The organism is Devosia sp. SL43 (genome assembly GCF_021729885.1).
Lineage (GTDB): Bacteria > Pseudomonadota > Alphaproteobacteria > Rhizobiales > Devosiaceae > Devosia.
The window spans coordinates 3,204,438-3,222,994 of the sequence record NZ_CP063401.1 but is presented as its reverse complement, the minus strand read 5'-3'; the positions used below and the strand labels follow the sequence as shown (position 1 = coordinate 3,222,994).

The window sequence follows — 18,557 nt, the reverse complement described above, 5'->3', positions numbered from 1 at the left end:
CGGCAGGTGCCGGGCCAGTTTGGTGGGTGCGAACCTGCCTGGGAGGAACAGTCAATCGGCAGTGTCGGGGGCCAGCTTGTCAGTCAATGCGCCGATGGCGCCGAGATAGGTGTCGACCCTTATGCCGGCAGCGACATGGCCGGCTTGCGGATGCACCTTTGCCATTACCTCGGACAGCGTCCGGTTTTCGGCCGTTGCGACCTGGGTGGATTCGTAGAGGGCGTGATGGGCGTGGTGCCGGCCCATCTGATCGGAGAGGCGCATCATGATGGCCTCGGACAATATCTGTCCCCGTGTCAGCTCGAGATTGGCCGCCATCCGGTCGGCATGCACGACCAGGCCGTCGCACAAGCCGGCCAGTGTGGTTGCGATCGAGACGCCCAGAATGGCGATCTCGGGCACAACGATGTCGGTGACGTTGGTGGCCGAGGAATCGCCCTCATCCATCCGCGGCATCGACCAAGTGGCGAGAGGCACGCGCGCCGTCAGCAATCGGCAGAGGCTGATCAGCAACAGGGCCGTTGATGGATTGCGCTTCTGCGCCATGGTCGAACTACCGACCTTTCCGTCGTGGAACGCCTCCGCGACCTCGCCGACTTCGGTGCGCTGCAGGAAAACCACGTCGTGAGCGATCTTGTCCGCGACCTGTGCCAGCAAGGCGAGCGCTGCTAGATAGTCTGCCGGCCTGTCAAAAGACGAGCGCAGCGGCAGTTCGGCGGCCTCTAGCCCCAGCCGCGACGCCACCGCAGCCGCGACGGCCGGCCCTTTGTCACCCATGGCGGCGAATGTCCCGATGGCGCCGCCCAGATTGACCGGGAAGGAACCATCGATCCGCTGCTCGAGCCGGGTTCGAGCGCGGCGGATTTCATCCAGCCACGCCAGTACTTTGTAGCCGAAGGTCATTGGCAGCGCGTGCTGCCCGTGGGTCCGCCCCACCTGCAAAGTATCGCGATGCGTGCGGGCGAGCAGGGCCAGGCTCTGCTCCAGGCCGGACAGTGCGGTCACCGTCAACCGGTGCGTCCTGCGCATCTGCAGGGCCGTGGCGGTGTCGAAGATATTCTGCGTGGTGGCGCCCCAATGGAGGTAGCCGGCCGCCGGTTCACCCGCCAGTTGCTCCACCTGTTTGAGCACAGGCACGAAGGGGTGTTGCGCATGGGCAATGTCGGCACTCAGTCGGCCGAAATCCATCTTCTCGGCCCGGCAGGCCGCGACGATGGCCGGCACGACCGCGGCAGGGATGAGCCCCAGCTCCCCCTGCGCCTGAGCCAGGGCCGCCTCGACGTAGAGCCAGGCCTGCACCGTGCTGGCGTCGGTCCAGATGGCAACGGCCTCCGGCGCGAACCAGTGACGGGTGATGACGGATTGAAACATCGAATTGCTTCCTGGACGAACTGGATGCCGCCGCGCGACCTGTCACCGCGCGGCGGCCTTGCGTTACTCGACGCTGATCTGGGCGCCGTCAATGATCGAGGCATAGATAGCCTGCTGTTCGTCGATGAAGGCGGCAAACGGCTGAGCTTCGAGCGGTGCAGCGACGAAACCGGACTCGGCCAGACGCGCCACGACGTCCGGATCAGCTGCCAGATCCGCAATGGCCGCACTGAGTTCGGCCACGATCTCGGGGGACGTCCCGGCCTTGACGAAAACGCCCTGGAACAGCGGCAGCGCCACACCCTCGAAGCCGGGGATTTCACCCAGCGCCGGCACGTCTGGCAAGGCGGACGAACGGTCACTGCTGGTGACGGCAAGCGCCCGAACCTGCCCATCCTTGATGAAGGGCAGCGCCGTCGACGTGGTCAACACTGCGGAGTCAAGGAGACCAGCCAGCAAGTCCGTCGCCACCTGCGCACCGCCTTGGTAAGGCGCGTGGACCAGGGTGATGTCGCCGACGGTCGAGATCATCTCTCCGACGAAATGCTGGGCCGAACCGATGCCCGGCGTGCCATAGGTCAGCGTGTCGGGTTCGGCCTTGGCCGCCGCAACGAGATCGCCCAGCGAGGTGTATGGCGAGGCGGCCGGCACCGTGATGGACATCGAGGTGATCGCCGTGCGGCCCACGGGAATGGTCTCGACCTTCCAGTCGATGCCCACCGACTTGTTGACCATCGGCACCGCGACGGTGTCGAAGCCGCCATAGTAGAGGATCGAGCCGTCAGTGCCGCCGTTGAGCAGGTTCTGCAGTGCGATCATGCCGCTGGCGCCGGTGGCGTTCTCCACCACCACGGTGCGGCCCAAGCGCTCGCCCAGTTCCGGCGCAACCACGCGCGCCGCGAAATCGGCGCTGCCACCCGCGGAATAGCCGACCAGCAGCGTAATCGTTCCGTCGGACTGGCCGAGCGCCGGGGCGACCAGGGCCGAGACGGCAACGCCGAGCACGAACAGGCGTTTCAAATTCTTCATCTTCCACTCCTCCATGGATCTTGACAGATACAATATATATTGTAGTTATATTGTGTCAGGTTGGATTTGATATGCGCTACACACCACTTATTGCAAGCGGTATTTTGGCACATCAGTGCACTTGCAATATGTATCGTCATTGTATAGGAAATGCCGCCCATGGGTGATCCGAACAGATTGCAGACCTATTTGCGCAAGCTCTCCATGGGAGCTGCAGCAGGGGAAAAACTGCCGACCTTCCGGCAGCTGATGCAGGATTTTTCCCTGTCGCAGTCGGCCGTGCAGCGGGTGTTCGAAGCGTTGCGCGCCGAGGGCCTGATCGTGTCCCAGGTGGGCCGCGGAACCTTTTTCACCGGCGGCGCAGAGGCACCCGCTAGCGACTTTGAGCGCTCCCGCAATTCGGGCACAGGCCGCAGCGTCATCCTGTTGCGTCGGCCGTTGCAGAACCAGCGCGGACGGCTGGTGCTCGATCGGCTGCAACAGGCGCTGAGCAACCATGGCGACGTGACGCTGGAGGTGGCCTATTCCGATCCGGACCATGCGCGACAGGTGTTGCAGACCCTGCCGCGTTTCGACGCCTGCATCGTTCAGAACTCGTTCGACATCATGCCGATCGATATGATCGCCGCCATCCGCCGCCGAACCGATACCGTGATCGTCGATGGGGCCTGGCTGGTCGGCACCGATATTGACGCCGTCGGCTTCGAATGGGGCGAACCGGTGGAGCGCGCGGTGCAACTGCTGGCCGAGACAGGCCACGAGCGGATCGTGCTGGCGACCACCGCCAATGCGTTTCTAGCCAATGAAATGGGCCTGCACCGATATCGATCAATGCGCTCGCGACCGGGCATCGGCGACCGGCTGAGCCAGGAGCTGCGCATCCCGCACCTGCCGCCGCAGGCCTATGAGGAAGCGGTCGTGGCGGCGTTGGTCGAGGCAGGCATGCTGGAAGGCGCCCAGCGGACCGGCCTCATCGTCTGGGGCATTGAAAGCGGCCAGCGCTTCAAGACGCTGCTGCAGCGCGCCGGCGCCCGTGTGCCGGAGGATGTCTCGGTGGTGCTGCTTGGCCGCACCGATATTGCCGAAGAATCTGCGGGCCTGTTCCACACTATCGGTTATCGCGCCGAACAGCAGGCGGATGCGGTCTTCGCCCGGCTGCTGGACCGGTGGGAGCGGCCCAACCGGCCATTTGAACTGGGCCTGCTGCCGGTGGAGGAACTGGCAGGGCCTTCCATCAAAATCACAACCGGCGATCCAGCCGGCTAAAAGCGATCGGAGGAGCAAGCATGGCGGCAAAAATTCGCGGCGAGCGAGATCTTGGAATTGGCATGCTCTACCTCGTTCTGGGCGTTGGCGGCTTCGCCATCGCCCAGCATTACGCGTTCGGCACCCCCCGCCAGATGGGTCCCGGTTTTTTCCCCAGCATCATCAGTGGCCTGCTGATCGCGTTTGGCGCGGTGGCGGTCATCCGCGGCGTCGCCATCGATGGCCCGCGGGTCAGCGGCTGGAACCTCAAGGGCATGGCGCTGATCACCGGATCGGTCGTCGCCTTCGGCGTCACGCTAGCCCCGCTCGGCCTGCCTCTGGCCATTGTCATCTCAACGCTGATCGCCGCAGCCGCCAGCGAGAAATTCCGCTTCGACTGGCGCGCCCTGGCCGGTCTCGTCCTGCTGGCCGGCGTGTGCAGCATCGTCTTTGTCAGCCTGCTCGGCGTGCCAATGCCGCTGCTAGGCACCTGGCTCAGCTTCATTCCCCGCTAGACCGAGAACCATCATGGATATCCTGTCGAACCTGATGCTTGGTCTGTCGGTCACGCTGAACCCGGCCAATATCTTCTATTGCCTCATCGGCACCGTCCTGGGCACGGCCATCGGCGTGCTGCCCGGCCTCGGCCCGGTCGCCACCATTGCCATCCTGCTGCCGATCACCTTCGGCCTGCCGCCGGAGGCGGCCCTCATCATGCTGGCCGGCATCTACTACGGCGCCCAGTATGGCGGCTCGACCACGGCCATCCTCGTCAACCTTCCGGGCGAGCCCTCATCGGTCGTAACCGCCATCGACGGCTACCAACTGGCGCGCCAGGGGCAGGCCGGCAAGGCGCTGGCCACCGCGGCCATCGGTTCGTTCATCGCCGGCACCATCGCGACCCTGCTGATCGCGCTGTTCGCCCCAGCGCTGGCCAGTGTAGCGCTGCGGTTCGGCCCGACGGAATATTTCGCGCTCATGGTGCTAGGTCTTATCGCCTCGATCATCATGGCCTCCGGCGCAGTCCTGCATGCTTTAGGGATGATCCTTGTCGGCTTGCTTCTGGGCATGGTCGGCACGGATGTGAATTCGGCGGTGTCGCGCTACACATTCGGCATGCCGTTGCTGTCGGATGGCATCAACTTCGTCGTCATCGCCATGGGCGTGTTCGGAATCGGCGAGATCATCGCCAATCTCGAGGACGAAGCCGGCCGCGCGGTCACGACCAAGACTGTTAAGGGTCTAATGCCGACGCGCGAGGATTGGGGCAAGATCATTGCGCCGATCCTGCGCGGCACAGCACTCGGCTCGCTGCTTGGCATCCTGCCCGGCGGCGGCGCCGCGCTGGCTTCGTTCGGCTCCTACTCGCTTGAAAAACGGCTGTCGCGCCACCCTGAGCAATTTGGCCACGGCGCCATCGAGGGCGTTGCCGGCCCGGAGGCGGCCAACAATGCCGGCGCGCAGACCTCGTTCATTCCCATGCTCACGCTTGGTCTGCCGTCCAATTCGGTGATGGCGATGATGATCGGCGCCATGATCATCCAGGGTATTCAGCCCGGCCCATCTGTCATGACACAGCAGCCGACGCTGTTCTGGGGGCTCATCGTTTCGATGTGGCTGGGCAATCTGATGCTGCTGGTGCTCAATCTGCCGCTGATCGGCATCTGGGTGCGTATGATCGCAATTCCCTATCACTACCTGTTTCCTATCATCATGGTGTTCTGTGTGATCGGGGTATTCAGCGTCAACAACACGGTCTTCGATGTGTTCGGCATGGCAGCGTTCGGGGTGGCCGGCTATGTCGTGCGCAAGCTCGATGCGGAACCTACCCCAATGCTGCTCGCCTTCATCCTTGGCCCGATGATGGAAGAGTTTCTGCGTCGCGCGCTGCTTTTTTCACGAGGCGATCCGCTCACCTTCGTGCAGCGCCCAATTAGCGCCAGCATGCTGGCGCTGGCGGTGCTGCTGATCGTGCTCATGCTGCTTCCCACTCTCCGGCGCAAGCGCCGCGAGGTGTTCCAAGATGAGTAGCGGCCAACCAAGGGTTACGACGTGCGAGCAACCCCGTCTGCTATTCCCCCAACGCTGCCAAAAGCAGCCAGTCCGCAAACCACCCCATTTCTGACGCGGGCGAGACCCTAACCAGAACGACCGCTTTGGGGAAATCGAATGCCAGCCCGAACGGCAGAAATAGGGCGCAAAGCAGACCGGCTGTTGCTTCGGGTTCAGTAAGACTTCTCTGGAAGCACAACGCCGCCTGTGTCTGTCGCCATTAGTGCAGCAGCCTAGTAATTGGTGCGCTCGGACCAGTGGCGGCCCCTGCTCCATCAATGCGCTCCAGCTCGTCGGCGTTCTCAAGCAGGACGGCCGACGCCCGCGCTAACGCCGCCTCAATTCGTCGCCGTATGCTGGCGGCGGCAGATGGCGAAACGGCAGGGCGATGGTCTGGACCGTCCAGGTAGATCACCCCACATTCGCCAAAGCCAGTTTTGAGCTCTATGTCCCTGGCAAACGCCGTCGGGTCCTTTCCAGCTGACGAGCGAGCTCGCCGGCATTGGACGCCATCTCAGCCAACCCAAGCACCTGCGCCACAATCCGTTGTGCGTTCCGGTAAACCGCGACGCGTCGGCGGATTCGAGGCAACAACTTGTCGATAGGATCGGGGACCTGCGCCTCGATGTCGGGGACGGAAAATGGCCGCCCCGCCCGCCGCGCGGCGGCTTTCGCCATTCGCACCAGGCTTTCGACGTCGGCCCCAGTCCGTCCGACGAGCCGGTTGGCCAGTGCGGCAACGTCTTTGCCGAACGCGCCGGCACCGGCGTAGCGCGCCGGAATGGCCGCGATGGGAGCGGCATCCGACAACTCGATCCGAATGATCCGGTCAAGCCTACCGGCGCGCACCAGAGCCGGATCGATCCGCTCAACGTGGTTTGTAGCGCCGACGATCACCAAGCCCGGGGTGTTCATCGCTTCGGTCACGAGGACTAGCATCAGATTCACGATCTGGGTCCAGTACTCGACATAGTCGCCAGAAATCTGCGTTCGGCTTGAAATGCCATCGATCTCGTCGATGAGCAAAACGCATGGTGAGTTGGCAGTCGCCGAGCAAAGACCTCCTTCATGCGATTGAGGGTACCCGACAGATGCTTATGCCCGTTCCACTCGGCCACGTTCGACGCGACCAAGGGCACCTCGAGCGTTGCGGCAAGCACGGCTGCGAAGCTGGTCTTGTCGGTGCCGGGCGGGCCGGCCAGGACAACGGCCCGGTGATCGACTTCATCCCAGTCGAGCTTTCCCTCGCGCCACAGCGTCATGTCCTGACGGAGTTCCAGCCCCCAAGCTTTCGTATCCCCATAACCGGCGAGGTCATCGAGCCGAACCGTCGCCGGCTTGGGCCTCTCCAGCTTCGCGCCAACCACCTGCCGCAGCCGTGACAAGCACTCGGACGCCGGACGGGCCCGGCGAATATGGGCTACCAGATCTGGGGTACGAAGGTTCTCGGTCGACGGGAAGCTCAGGACACCGGAGGGGACCTCATCATGAGCGGCCTCGAATAGCAGAGCTGATCAAGAAAGCGCGCCCAAAGAACCGCCGACTGCGAAGAGCAGGGTGGAATCCCCGAATTTATTGTTTGCGGTCAACGACCTGAAGAAACTTCTTAGTGAAGGGCGAGGCTGTCTTGAGTGACAATCCGGTCGGTCTTAATTGACCCCGACATAGCGCTGCGGTGGCGGCGCGGCAACGCCCGGAACGGCCGCTTTAACCGGCTGTTAGGGTTAATGATTTATTGCATGAGGGGATGGGCGCACAGCCCGAATTTTGAGTCTATCGCGCGGCCCTGCGGCATCTGAACCCGCCCCTGGTCCCGCAGGGAGAGCCGCCGGTGACGTCCCTCAACCATGGTATCAAAGCCCTGCGCACGCTTATGCTGGCCGGCGTTGCGGTGGTTGCGCTGGGCGCTTGCGCCTCCAACCGCGGCAGCATGCCGTCGCCCGATTATTCGGGCATGGCGGCCGGACAGAATTTGCAGACCCTTGGTGAACTGGCAGCGCGCTACAAGTCCAACCCGCGCGACAAGGCCGTGATCATCCACTATGCAGCGGCCCTGCGCGCCGTCGGCCAGAGCCCGCAGGCGGTTGCGGTGCTGGAAAACGGCATCACCGCCTATCCTGATGATGTCGACATTTCCGTCGCCTATGCCAAGGCGCTGACATCAGACGGCCGGTTCGAGCAGTCGCTCACCGTGCTCGACAACGTCATCCGCCCCGACGTGCCCGATTGGAATGCGCTGCTGGTCAAGGGCGCGACGCTCGACCAACTCGGGCGCAATGGCGAGGCCCGCCAGCTCTATACCCAGGCGCTGACCATCGCGCCGGGCGAGGCGTCGATCGAGGCCAATCTGGGCCTCAGCTACGCCATGACCAATGAATTGCCCGCGGCCGAACAGCACCTGCGGCGTGCCGTGCAGATGCGCGGTGCGACCAGCCAAATTCGCCAGAATCTGGCGCTGATCGTCGGGTTGCAGGGCCGGTTCGACGAATGCCGCGCCATGTATGCGGCCGAGCTGCCGCCCGAGCAGGTGGAAAGCAACATGGCCTATGTCCGCGCCCTGCTGACCCAGCAGAACCGCTGGGACATGATCGAGAACGGGTAGAGGCGAGCGTCTGTCTTTAACCAGTATTCGGTCTTGATCGAGACCTGTTCCGTCACCACGAATTCCGCGCCGACACCTGAGGTCCAGCCTCAAGCCGTGCTGCGGTTGGTGGAGAGACCGGCAATCCCGGTGGCACCCACAGCGGCAACGCCACCGGCGGTGTAGAGCCGCATACCAGGCAATATCTCCTCGATTCCCGGCAGCAGCCGATCAGCTCTGTCGAGACAATCGGAGCGGTCGCACGTGCAGCGCAAGCTGCCAGGCGAAGTCCAGCTCCTCACGCGCCATCTATGTTAAATATCCTTGACTTTGAGTTTATGATATTTTACCGAATGTAAGACTAAGGTTACGTTGGAAGCCCTTACGAGCATGTGTGAATGCTGCAGGAGCCACGAGCGTTATGCCGCAAAACAAGTAATTCCTTGAAGCCGACTTCCGCATTCTGAAGTGTTCGGCGTCGAAGATTGAAGACGTCTTCCAGCGGAACAAATCCGGCAACTGATGAGCCGTAAATGAGGACTTGTAGAATGAATCGTTGGTTCACGAAGCCCGTTGTCGTGCCTGCTGCATTGTTCGTTGGTACGCTACTCACGATCGTTTTGGCGTCGGTGCAAGCGGTGCAAATCCCGCTGGGTGCCCTGCCCGAGGACAGCCAGCGTCTGACGGCCGCCCCCGTCTGGCATTTCATGCATGTGCTGGGCGGCGCCACGTTTGGTATCCTTGGCCCAATCCAATTTGGTCGTGTTCTGGCGCGCAAGTATGGATTTTGGCACCGCGTTATGGGGCGCGTGTTTGTAGCAGCGGGGGCGATAATCTCGCTGAGTTCGTTGAGTTTGCTTTGGCACTTTCCCGACGCCTATTCGGTGGCCATGAACAGCGGGCGGTTGCTGTTCGGGATCGCACTCGGCGTGGCTTTGGCCATTGCGATGCAGGCCATCTACAAGCGGGATTTTACACGCCACCGCAACTGGATGATCCGCGCCTATGCGATTGGCATCGGCGCCACGGCCGTGTCGATGGTGTTCTTCCCAATCTACGTGATCACGGGAGAGCCTCCGACGGGCCTCGCCGCTGACATCGCATTTTTGGGGTCTTGGGCGGCCTGCGTTGTTTTTGCCGAAGTCTTGGTTCGCAGGATTTGAGCAAGGCGCGCCGCGCCCTCAGCCGCCGGCAACACCACCTGGTCCGAACACCTTGATTATGGCTGGCGCGATGATGACGATGAACAGCACTGGCAGGAAGAACAGGATCAGCGGCACCGTGAGCTTGGGGGGCAGTGCGGCTGCCTTCTTTTCAGCATCCATCATGCGCTGTTCGCGGCCTTCTTCGGCCATCACGCGCAGGGCCTGGCCGACCGAGGTGCCGTAGCGGTCGGCCTGGATCAGGGCGGTCATCACCGATTTGACGCCGTCCAGACCCGAGCGACGACCTAGATTGTCATAGGCGCGGCCGCGATCTTCGAGGAAGGCCAGTTCGGCCGTGGTCAGCGTCAGCTCTTCGGCGAGTTCGACGCTTTGCTGGCCGATCTCTTTGGCGACGCGCTTGAAGGCGTGTTCCATCGACATGCCGGCTTCAACGCAGAGCAGCATCAGATCGAGGGCATCGGGCCAGGCGCGCTTGATGGAGAACTGCCGCTTGGTCGTGCTGTTCTTGAGCAGGATGGCCGGCAGGAAGGAACCAAGCAATCCGGCGCCGATGGCATAGACCAGGTTGAGATAAAGCGGGCGCTCGCCCGGATTGAGAAACACCAGGTAGAGCGCTGCGAAGGCGAAGATGCCCAGCGGCGTCGCCATGCGCATGAACAGAAAGGTCGTCAGGTGACCCTGGCCACGGAAGCCGGCCATGGCGAGCTTGTCGACTGTGGCGTCGTCCATGAACGCCTTGCGCAGGTCGAAACGCTCCACGACGTTCTTCATATAGGTCTTGGTTTCGCCCGAGCGCCGAATGGACCGTGCGTCGGTGGGGGTAGCGGTGCCGCGCAGGCGGGACATTTCCTCGGCGCGCATCTTTTCGCGCTCGAGCGCCACACGCTTGATGCGATCCTTCATCTCGGACTTGACGATGAAGCTCGAGCCGAAGGTGAAGACCACGGCAGCGGCCGATATGGCAGCGAGAACCGAGATCAGGAATTCGCGTTGCCCGAGTAGTTCGAAAATGCCCATGCGCGCCTCCTTCTCAGTAGTCGAACTTGACCATGCGGCTCATGACGAAGACACCGGCGGCGAGCATGACGACGCCGATCCCCAGCCAGATATTGCCCAGGGTGGTGAAAAACAGGGGCGCCAGATAGGTGGGCGAGGTGATGGACACCAGGATGCCGACGACGAAAGGCAGCGAGCCGATAATGCCAGCGGAGGCCTTGGCTTCGGACGACATGGCCTTGATCTTCTGCTTCATCTTCTTGCGGTTGCGCAGCACCTTGGCCAGGTTGCCCAGGGCTTCACTGAGGTTACCGCCCGCCTGCTGCTGCACGGTGATGACCACGACGAAGAAGTTCACTTCCGGCAGCGGCACGCGGTCGAGCAAAACGCCCACCGCCTCGGTCATGGTCATGCCGAAAGCCTGCTGATCGAGCACGCGGCCGAACTCGGACCTAACCGGCTCCTTGGCATCCTTGGCCACGACGCGGATGGAATCGTTGAGCGGCAGGCCGGTCTTGACGCCACGCACGATGGCTTCGACGGCGTTGGGCAGCTCGTCCAGGAACTTGTCCTGGTACTTCTTGCGCTTGCGGCCGACCCACATGCGCGGTAGCAGGTAGCCGGAGGCGACGCCGAAGACCGGCGCCAGGTAGATAGGAACCTGCACGACGATCAAGACCACCGTCACCACGGCACCGAAAATGATGCTGTTGCGAATGAATGCCGCCGGCTTGATGGTCATGCCTGCCTGGAACAGCAGTTGCGGCAGCGTCACGCGCTTTTTTGAATTGAGCGAATCTGACTGCTGCTTGAGCGAGCGCTGCAACTCCTTGCGGCGCTGGTCGCGGTTGCGGGCAGCATCGTTTTCGAGCCGGTTGACGCGGGTGTTGACCTGGAGCGCTTTGCGCCGCTGTTCGGCACGGCCACCGCCAAGCGCCGACGGCACCAAGGCGAAGCCTGCGGCACCCACAGCGACCATGGCCAGAATGGCGAGGAGGATGACTGTCATTACGAATCCAGCAGTTCGCGCTGTTCGGTATTGGACTTTTCGAGCGCCTCGACCAGGTTGCCCTCTTCGTTGAAGTAGCGGGCGCGCTCGGCGAATTGCGGCTTCGTGATACCAGTCGAACGGTGCCTGCCGACCAGCATGCCGTTCGAATCTTCGCCGATGATGTCGTAGAGGAAGATGTCCTGCGTCACGATCACGTCGCCTTCCATCCCGAGGATCTCGGTGATGTGGGTGATGCGGCGCGAACCATCGCGCAGGCGGGCGGCCTGCACCACGACGTCGATCGACGAGGTGATCATTTCGCGGATGGTGCGGCTGGGCAGGCTGTAGCCACCCATGGTGATCATGGATTCAAGACGCGAAAGGGCTTCGCGCGGGCTGTTGGCGTGGAGCGTGCCCATCGAGCCGTCATGGCCCGTATTCATGGCCTGGAGCAGGTCGAAGGACTCCGGGCCGCGGACTTCGCCGACGATGATGCGTTCGGGGCGCATACGCAGGCAGTTCTTGATGAGATCGCGCATGGTGATCTCGCCTTCGCCTTCCAGGTTCGGCGGGCGGGTTTCAAGGCGCACCACATGCGGCTGCTGCAGTTGCAGTTCGGCCGAGTCTTCGCAGGTGATGACGCGTTCATCCTTTTCGATGAAAGCGGTGAGGCAGTTGAGCAGGGTAGTCTTGCCCGAACCGGTACCACCCGAGATCAATACGTTGGCGCGGACACGGCCCAGGATGCGCAAAACCTCGGCGCCTTCGGGCGAGATGGAATTGTACTTGACCAGCTGCTGGAGTGTCAGCTTGTCCTTCTTGAACTTACGGATGGTGAGCGCAGCGCCGTCGATGGCCAGCGGCGGGGCGATGACGTTGACGCGCGAACCATCTGGGAGGCGGGCGTCGCAGATCGGGGAGCTTTCATCGACGCGGCGACCGACCTGGGACACGATACGCTGGCAGACGTTCATCAGGTGCGCGTCGTCGCGGAAGCGGACATTGGTCAGCTTCACCTTGCCGGCGACTTCGATGTAGCACTTCTGCGAGCCGTTCACCATGATGTCGGCGATGTCGTCGCGGGCCAGCAGTGGTTCCAGCGGGCCATAGCCCAGCACGTCGTTGCAGATGTCCTCGAGCAGGTCTTCCTGCTCGGAGATGGACATGATGATGGACTTGAGCGCGATGATTTCGGCGACGATGTCGCGGATTTCTTCGCGCGCCGCGTCCTGGTCCATGGTCGCGAGCTGGCTGAGGTCGATCGAGTCGATCAGCGCGTTGAAGATGGCCGACTTGGTGTGGAAATATTCCTTGTCGCGCTGCGCATCGGCCGGCGCGCGGACGTCCACGACCTCTTCCATGCCGGAACGCATGCGCGAGGCCATGGTGTCGCTGTCGGCGGCGCGGCGGACCGGCGCGGCCGGTGGCGGGCTCGCAACGGGACGCGCGACTTCGCTGACGCCAGGAGTGTTGCCGCCGAAAGTTGTGCGCTTGCCAAACATAGTCGTCCTACCGTTTCAGGCTGCCGGGATCGGTCAGGCCCGCTTCTTGAGGAACGAGGGCAGCTTCATCAGGCTCGATGACTTGCCCCCGCTATGCGCCGCCTGCCGTCCGGTGACGTGCATACCGATGGCGCGGTAGACTTCGTTGATTTTGTGGTTGGCCGAAACCTCGGCGATCATCTGGCCGTTGTTGGCGGCGGTGCCGAACAGCGCCGCCTCGAACGGTATCTGACCCAGCAATTCGCATTCCACTGAGCTGGCGAACTCGGCCGCATTGATCTCCGGTCGGCGCGGCACGCCGGTCTTGTTGAGGACCAATAGCGGTGCGCTTTCGGTGGGGCGCAGGGCCTTGATGGTATCGGCCAGGTTCTTGGCATTGCGCAGATTGGCCAGGTCCGGCTCGGCCACGATCACCACCTCGTCGATGGTGGCCAGTGTCTGGCGGATCCAGGCATTCCAGGCATGCGGGATGTCGAGGACGACGACCGGCATGGTGTTCTGGCAGAGCTCCAGGATCTGCTCGAATTCGCGTTCCTCGAAATCGTAGGTGCGATCCAGCGTCACCGGGGCGGTGAGTAGGTTGATGTGGTTGGCCGCCTTGCTCATCAGGCGGTCCAGCATGGTCTGGTCGAGCTTCTGGTTGCCGTTGACCGCGTCGGCGAGGCCGTGCGGCGGGTCCTGATTGAAGTTGAGGCCGGCAGTGCCGAAGGCCAGGTCCATATCGAGGATCAGGCAATCCTGGCGCAGGGCGGTGGCGATGGCCCAGGAAACGTTGTGCGCGACGGTCGAACCACCGGCGCCGCCCTTGGCCGAGACGAAGCCAACCGTGCGGCCGATCGGTGCAGAGTTTTCCGAGGCGAAGAGGTCGGTGATCGCAGAGACGATCTGCGCCGCCGTGGCCGGCAGCACGATATACTCGGAAATGCCCGAGCGGATCAGCTCGCGATAGAGCAGGACGTCGTTGACGTGGCCCAGCACCACGACACGCGTCGAGGCATCGCAGACTTCGGCGAGCTTTTCGAGCGATCCAGGGATCTGGTCGGGCGACAGCGTCGTCTCGACGATGATCAGGTTGGGCGTCGGGTTGGACTTGTAGGTCTCGACGGCGCCGTCGATGCCGCCATTGTGGGTGGTCAGCGCCACCTTGGACATGCGGCGATCGTGGATGGCGCTTTCCACCAGTTGGGCGGTCTGGGAATGCTCGCAGAAGGCCTGGATGGTGATGCGCGGAATGAGGCGCGCTCCCGAGGCGATCTCGGCCGCCGGCTCTTCCACCTTCTTGGATTCTGGGGTGAGGAAACTCATGAAACCTACTCTCCTTCGCCTGGGCGAATTTTTGCCGCCCTAGTCGAGAACAAAACCGACCGAACCCGAGATGGAACCGCGGATCTCACCGCTGCCGGCCACGCCGTACATATTCTCGAGACGCCCGAGGAAGATCGCTTCGGCATCGCTGGCCATTGTCGTCCCGTCGGTCGGCACTGGAATGGTACCGGCGGGGCTTGGGCCGACGAGATAGGGCGTCACCAAAATGACCAGTTCGGTCTGCTCGGTCAGGTAGTCACGCGACCGGAACAGCGCACCAAGGATCGGAATATTGCCAAGCAAGGGCAGTTGATCGACCTGTTGGCTCGACCGTTCTTCCAGCAATCCGCCAATGGATAGCGTCATGCCGCTGGGCAGTTCCACCGAGGTGCTGGCCTCGCGTTTGGTCATGGACTGGTCGGCCTGCGGCTCGGAAACCGAGGTTTCGACCTTGAGTGCGATAGTGCCGTTGGACTTGACCACCGGGGTGAAGGCCAGTTCGACGCCGTAGGGCTTGAACAGAACTGTGCGCAGCAGGACCCCGTCATCCTGCTCGTCATAGGTGTAGTAGGGCATTTCGCCACCGGCCAGGAAGGTCGCGGCCTCACCAGAAATGGCGGTCAGTGTCGGCTGGGCGAGCACACGCAGGGCGCCGCGCTCTTCGAGGGCGCGGATAGCAGATGAGATATTGTTGCCGTTGACGGAGAAGCCGCCGTCGGCACCATGCGGGATTTCGCCATCCACCATGGTGTTGGTGAAGCTGAGCAGGTTGGTGAGGCCTACGTTGAAGACGGCACCCAGATTGATGCCGAACTGCTTGGCAACATCACGCTTCACTTCCGACACGGTGACCTGGAGCATGACCTGCTGGGCGCCGGACACGTCGAGAATATTTGCCACATTGCCCTCGCCGCCGGCAAATTGGCTCGCCACCAGGGTGGCCCGGTCGCTGTCGTCTCCGGAAAGCACTGTGCCGGTCAGGACGATGCGGTTGGTTTCGCCCAGGGTGACGGATTCAACGATGATATTGGAACCGGGAATGACGCGGCGCAGAGCCTGTTGCAGGGCGTTGCCGACCTGAGACGGTTCTTCAATCACCCGGACATCGAGAACCTGGATGGTATTGCCGGCATCGTCGAGGAAGAAGATGTTGGTATCGCCGCCCGTCATACCCTGAAGGATGGCTCGTGTGCGGGTCCGCATGACCGCGCCCGCAATGCCGGGCTGGCTAATGACGACTTCGCTCGCGCCGGCCGGCAAATCGATGATCATCGACTTGTTGAGTTCGATTTCAACCGACCGCGTCGCGCCATAGGCCGCCGCTGAAATGGCGATGTGAGTTTCCTCGGCAGCGGCCGGGACGAAACTGCTGCTAGCCATCAGGGCCAGCGCCAAAGGCGCCAGCAGCAGGCCGGCACGGTGGGAGAACTTGGTCAGGAACGGGTTCATGCTGATCTCCACGCCTATTGCGGCGTCGAATGGCTATTGACCACGGAGGCTTCGGCGGCGGCGCCTTCGTTCGGGTCTGAGAAGAATTCAGGGTTGTTGTTGTTGCCCAGCATCTGGCCGGTACCGGTGCCGGCCATCACGGCCTGCTCCTGGCCGAAGCGGATAAGGCGGACCGTCTGGTTGCTTGGGCGTTCGGCGATGGAGGTGTCCTTGCCGAAATCGACCACCGAGCGCAGCGTCAGGGTAAGCTGGCCGCGCGTTGATGCGTTGATCAGGGTCTCGGCCTGTACCGGGTCGAGTTCGAGCGTAGCGATGGTCGAGCGATCGAAGGTGATCGGCCGGGGCGCGGCGCCGGCAGCGACGTTTTCTTCGCTCTGCCCGCCACTGGTGCCCACTTCGCCGATGCGCTTGCCAATCGCCAGGATGCGCACATTGGCGAGGATGACTTCCGAACTCTCGCCGGCGGCCGTTTGCGTGGTCAGGATGACGTCGACATGGTCGTTCGGCACCACGAAACCGCCGGCGCTCGACACGGCGCTGACGCCGACGGAAACGCCGCGCATGCCTTCGGACAGAACCGCAGACAGGTAACCCTGGTCGGCACGGACCAGCTTGGCCTCGCGGATGGGTTCGCCCGGGAAGAATTCATAGCGCGCAACTGCGCCGGTCAGGTCGGTCGTCGCCTCAGGCATGGCTTCCATGGTGACATAGTCGGCACGCAGGGAGCCAACCGGCCAATCCACCCATTCGAGCGTGGTCGGACCGAGGCGCTCACCGATGCCGATGGGGGTCTTGGCGACAAGTATCTGCGCCTTTTCCTCCTGGACGACTTCGGTCACGGTTTGCGTTTGGGGAGCGGGACGGCCGCCGCGAGTCACCAGAAATGCGGCCAGGCCGCCGGCGACAAGGGCAACAACCAACAAGATGATACGCGCCGGCTTCATGACCCACTCCGGTTGTACTCAGGGCACGAGGGCCCAGTTCCACCGGCAGAACTCTGCACCCAAAGGGTCAAAGTTTGGTTAACCGGAACTTTGCAGGTTCGGTTAACAAGATGTAAATTTTAGCATTTTGAGAATTTCGATGAAAATGCGCGCGCGGTGCCGGCAATACTGCCAGCCTGCTTGGTCATGACTTGGCGACGCTTGCTACGCGACCAGCCGCTCGAAAATCGTGGAGTTGGAATAGGCCACCAACCCGGCAATGGCCAGGGCGATGCCATAGGGCACGCCCGCCTTGCGGTCATGCAGCCGTTCCAGCCAGCGATGACGCGCGATCAGGGGAAAGAGCGGCACGCCGCGAAACGCCAGGATCAGCAGCGTCAGCACGCCGCCCAGCACAGCCGAGTAAAGCAGGTATTGCAGGATGATGTTCTGATCGAAGCCAAGCCAGAGCGCGGTTACGGCCGCCAGCTTGGCATCGCCACCGCCGATCCAGCGCAGCGCAAACAGGGCAAAGCCAACTGCCAGCACGATGATGCCGCAGGTCAGATGCATGGCAAATTGCTGCAAGCTCAGGTTGGCCACCAGCGCGACGACGCAGAAGCTGGCCGCCAGGAACAGCACCAGCATGTTGGAAATCCGCATGGTCAGCAAATCCGACGATGCGGCCCATGCCATGGCCACTGGAAATGGCAGCAAGAATGCAACGGTCGGCATGTCCATGACTCTCCGGCGAACGGCTAATGCCGCGCTTACGATCCTGCTATCGAGCGGTTAACAAACGGCAAAAAAGAAGGGGCCGCCGAAGCGACCCCTTCCCGTTGCGATCGACAGGGCAATTAGCCGTCGAGGTTGCCCATCGAGTTGTCGAGCTTGCCGGAGATGCCGTTGAAGAGGTTACCCAGGCTGCCACCGAGAGCGGTAGCGGCCAGGATGATACCGACAGAGATCAGAGCGGCGATAAGGCCGTATTCAATAGCGGTCGCGCCGGACTCGTCCTGCGCGAAACGTGCGAAGAGGTTCATTCCCAGACTCCATTTTTACGTCATCTAGTGACGCCATCGTTCGACACGTCACACATCGAACATGAGCCTGAAGCTAGTGGTGACTTCTTGAAATTGCGTTAATCGGCGATCGGGATCAGCGTTGAATGGGCAGCATTTAACCTATTCTAATCATAGACTTAACGCATTATGTTGCATTTTATCCTATGACAAGCCGAGCCAGTATAGTTGATAGATGTGCTTAGATACTGTGACCTATAAAGAAAATTCCAATTCTGCCCACGCGTTACTCCCCTTCGGCGTCCTCACAATTGCCTGGACGCAGATAGAGCACCGGTATTCGCGTTTGCCAATTATTCACCATTCGAGCAGAAAATACACTTCATCGCGTATCAGTACCGTCGGATCAGCCATGCGCCCAAACCTCGCCGCCGCCTTTGCCCTCTGCCTGTCGCTCGGGTCCGGCTTTCTGTCGGCGCCGGCCATGGCGGTCGATGGGGCGCCCATCAATGTCAATGTGAACATGGCGCGCATCCTGCGCATCAACGCCTCGGCCGCCACCGTGATCGTTGGCAATCCGGGCATTGCCGACGTCACTATCCAGGATCCGCAAACACTGATCCTGACCGGCAAGAGCTACGGCCAGACCAACCTGATCGTCCTCGACAAGGCCGGCAACCCCATCGCCGATACGATGATCGAAGTGGTGCAGATGCAGGCCGGCGTCACCACGGTCTACCAGGGCCAAGCCCGCACGAGCCTGGCTTGCGCGCCGGTTTGCCAGAACATCATCATGATGGGCGACGATGCCGGCTTCTCCGGTGCGGCGGTGGCGTCCTCGCAGATCGTTCAGAGCATCGGTCAATAAGCTAACGCCGCCGGTAACGCCCCGTTAACCCCCCGGCCAGTTGGCCCGCGCCAACGC

Annotated in this window: 17 protein-coding genes and 1 pseudogene; 7 read left to right on the top strand and 11 right to left on the bottom strand. The window is 62.3% G+C overall.

The genetic code is table 11. From position 1 onward, the window contains the following. Nucleotides 1-51: 51 nt before the first annotated feature. Both IM737_RS15790 and IM737_RS15785 read right to left on the bottom strand, forming a co-directional pair. Nucleotides 52-1,371, bottom strand: coding sequence for a lyase family protein (locus IM737_RS15790; RefSeq protein WP_236895443.1), 1,320 nt, complete (start codon nt 1,369-1,371; stop codon nt 52-54). A 63-nt stretch (nt 1,372-1,434) separates the two neighbouring features. Continuing rightward, nucleotides 1,435-2,400 (bottom strand): Bug family tripartite tricarboxylate transporter substrate binding protein, encoded by a 966-nt coding sequence (locus IM737_RS15785; protein WP_236895441.1) that lies wholly within the window; start codon nt 2,398-2,400, stop codon nt 1,435-1,437. 159 nt (nt 2,401-2,559) lie between these two features. Between IM737_RS15785 and IM737_RS15780 the strand changes: the two genes are divergently transcribed. The 3 genes from IM737_RS15780 (at nt 2,560) to IM737_RS15770 (ending at nt 5,676) form a co-directional block, all read left to right on the top strand. Next, nucleotides 2,560-3,666: a substrate-binding domain-containing protein gene (locus IM737_RS15780; RefSeq protein ID WP_236895439.1), complete on the top strand. Its 1,107-nt coding sequence runs from the start codon at nt 2,560-2,562 to the stop codon at nt 3,664-3,666. 62 nt (nt 3,667-3,728) lie between these two features. Beyond that, nucleotides 3,729-4,160: a tripartite tricarboxylate transporter TctB family protein gene (locus IM737_RS15775; RefSeq protein WP_236895437.1), complete on the top strand. Its 432-nt coding sequence runs from the start codon at nt 3,729-3,731 to the stop codon at nt 4,158-4,160. 13 nt (nt 4,161-4,173) lie between these two features. Then, nucleotides 4,174-5,676, top strand: coding sequence for a tripartite tricarboxylate transporter permease (locus IM737_RS15770; protein ID WP_236895435.1), 1,503 nt, complete (start codon nt 4,174-4,176; stop codon nt 5,674-5,676). A 465-nt stretch (nt 5,677-6,141) separates the two neighbouring features. On the opposite strand, the pseudogene IM737_RS15765 reads toward IM737_RS15770, so the two are convergent. Then, nucleotides 6,142-6,857: pseudogene (locus IM737_RS15765) on the bottom strand (AAA family ATPase). Between IM737_RS15765 and IM737_RS15760 the strand changes: the two are divergent. From IM737_RS15760 to IM737_RS15750, 3 genes are all read left to right on the top strand, one after another. Then, nucleotides 6,789-7,079, top strand: a complete 291-nt coding sequence (locus IM737_RS15760; protein ID WP_236899987.1) for a hypothetical protein — start codon at nt 6,789-6,791, stop codon at nt 7,077-7,079. The pseudogene IM737_RS15765 and the gene IM737_RS15760 overlap by 69 nt on opposite strands. Nucleotides 7,080-7,528: 449 nt before the next feature. Next, the gene (locus tag IM737_RS15755) at nt 7,529-8,299 is read left to right on the top strand and encodes a tetratricopeptide repeat protein (RefSeq protein WP_236895433.1); all 771 of its coding nucleotides are present in this window, start codon (nt 7,529-7,531) and stop codon (nt 8,297-8,299) included. Between the two features lie 527 nt (nt 8,300-8,826). Continuing rightward, on the top strand, nt 8,827-9,441 hold the full coding sequence (locus tag IM737_RS15750) for a DUF2306 domain-containing protein (RefSeq protein ID WP_236895431.1): 615 nt from the start codon (nt 8,827-8,829) through the stop codon (nt 9,439-9,441). An 18-nt stretch (nt 9,442-9,459) separates the two neighbouring features. On the opposite strand, the gene IM737_RS15745 is transcribed toward IM737_RS15750, so the two are convergent. The 8 genes from IM737_RS15745 to IM737_RS15710 all read right to left on the bottom strand — a co-directional run bounded on the left by IM737_RS15745 (nt 9,460) and on the right by IM737_RS15710 (nt 17,653). After that, on the bottom strand, nt 9,460-10,461 hold the full coding sequence (locus IM737_RS15745; protein WP_236895429.1) for a type II secretion system F family protein: 1,002 nt from the start codon (nt 10,459-10,461) through the stop codon (nt 9,460-9,462). A 13-nt stretch (nt 10,462-10,474) separates the two neighbouring features. Then, nucleotides 10,475-11,449, bottom strand: a complete 975-nt coding sequence (locus IM737_RS15740) for a type II secretion system F family protein (protein ID WP_236895427.1) — start codon at nt 11,447-11,449, stop codon at nt 10,475-10,477. Next, nucleotides 11,449-12,933, bottom strand: a complete 1,485-nt coding sequence (locus IM737_RS15735; protein WP_236895425.1) for a CpaF family protein — start codon at nt 12,931-12,933, stop codon at nt 11,449-11,451. The genes IM737_RS15740 and IM737_RS15735 overlap by 1 nt, the downstream gene beginning before the upstream one ends. A gap of 33 nt (nt 12,934-12,966) precedes the next feature. Next, the gene (locus IM737_RS15730) at nt 12,967-14,238 is read right to left on the bottom strand and encodes an AAA family ATPase (protein ID WP_236895423.1); all 1,272 of its coding nucleotides are present in this window, start codon (nt 14,236-14,238) and stop codon (nt 12,967-12,969) included. A gap of 39 nt (nt 14,239-14,277) precedes the next feature. Next, the gene (locus IM737_RS15725) at nt 14,278-15,687 is read right to left on the bottom strand and encodes a type II and III secretion system protein family protein (protein WP_236895421.1); all 1,410 of its coding nucleotides are present in this window, start codon (nt 15,685-15,687) and stop codon (nt 14,278-14,280) included. A 14-nt stretch (nt 15,688-15,701) separates the two neighbouring features. Further along, on the bottom strand, nt 15,702-16,631 hold the full coding sequence (cpaB, locus tag IM737_RS15720; RefSeq protein WP_236895419.1) for a Flp pilus assembly protein CpaB: 930 nt from the start codon (nt 16,629-16,631) through the stop codon (nt 15,702-15,704). A gap of 204 nt (nt 16,632-16,835) precedes the next feature. Then, nucleotides 16,836-17,345, bottom strand: a complete 510-nt coding sequence (locus IM737_RS15715; protein WP_236895417.1) for an A24 family peptidase — start codon at nt 17,343-17,345, stop codon at nt 16,836-16,838. A gap of 122 nt (nt 17,346-17,467) precedes the next feature. Beyond that, the gene (locus IM737_RS15710; RefSeq protein ID WP_236895415.1) at nt 17,468-17,653 is read right to left on the bottom strand and encodes a Flp family type IVb pilin; all 186 of its coding nucleotides are present in this window, start codon (nt 17,651-17,653) and stop codon (nt 17,468-17,470) included. A gap of 391 nt (nt 17,654-18,044) precedes the next feature. Here IM737_RS15710 and IM737_RS15705 point away from each other — a divergent pair, with 391 nt between their 5' ends. Next, nucleotides 18,045-18,500 (top strand): pilus assembly protein N-terminal domain-containing protein, encoded by a 456-nt coding sequence (locus tag IM737_RS15705; protein WP_236895413.1) that lies wholly within the window; start codon nt 18,045-18,047, stop codon nt 18,498-18,500. Nucleotides 18,501-18,557 lie beyond the last annotated feature (57 nt).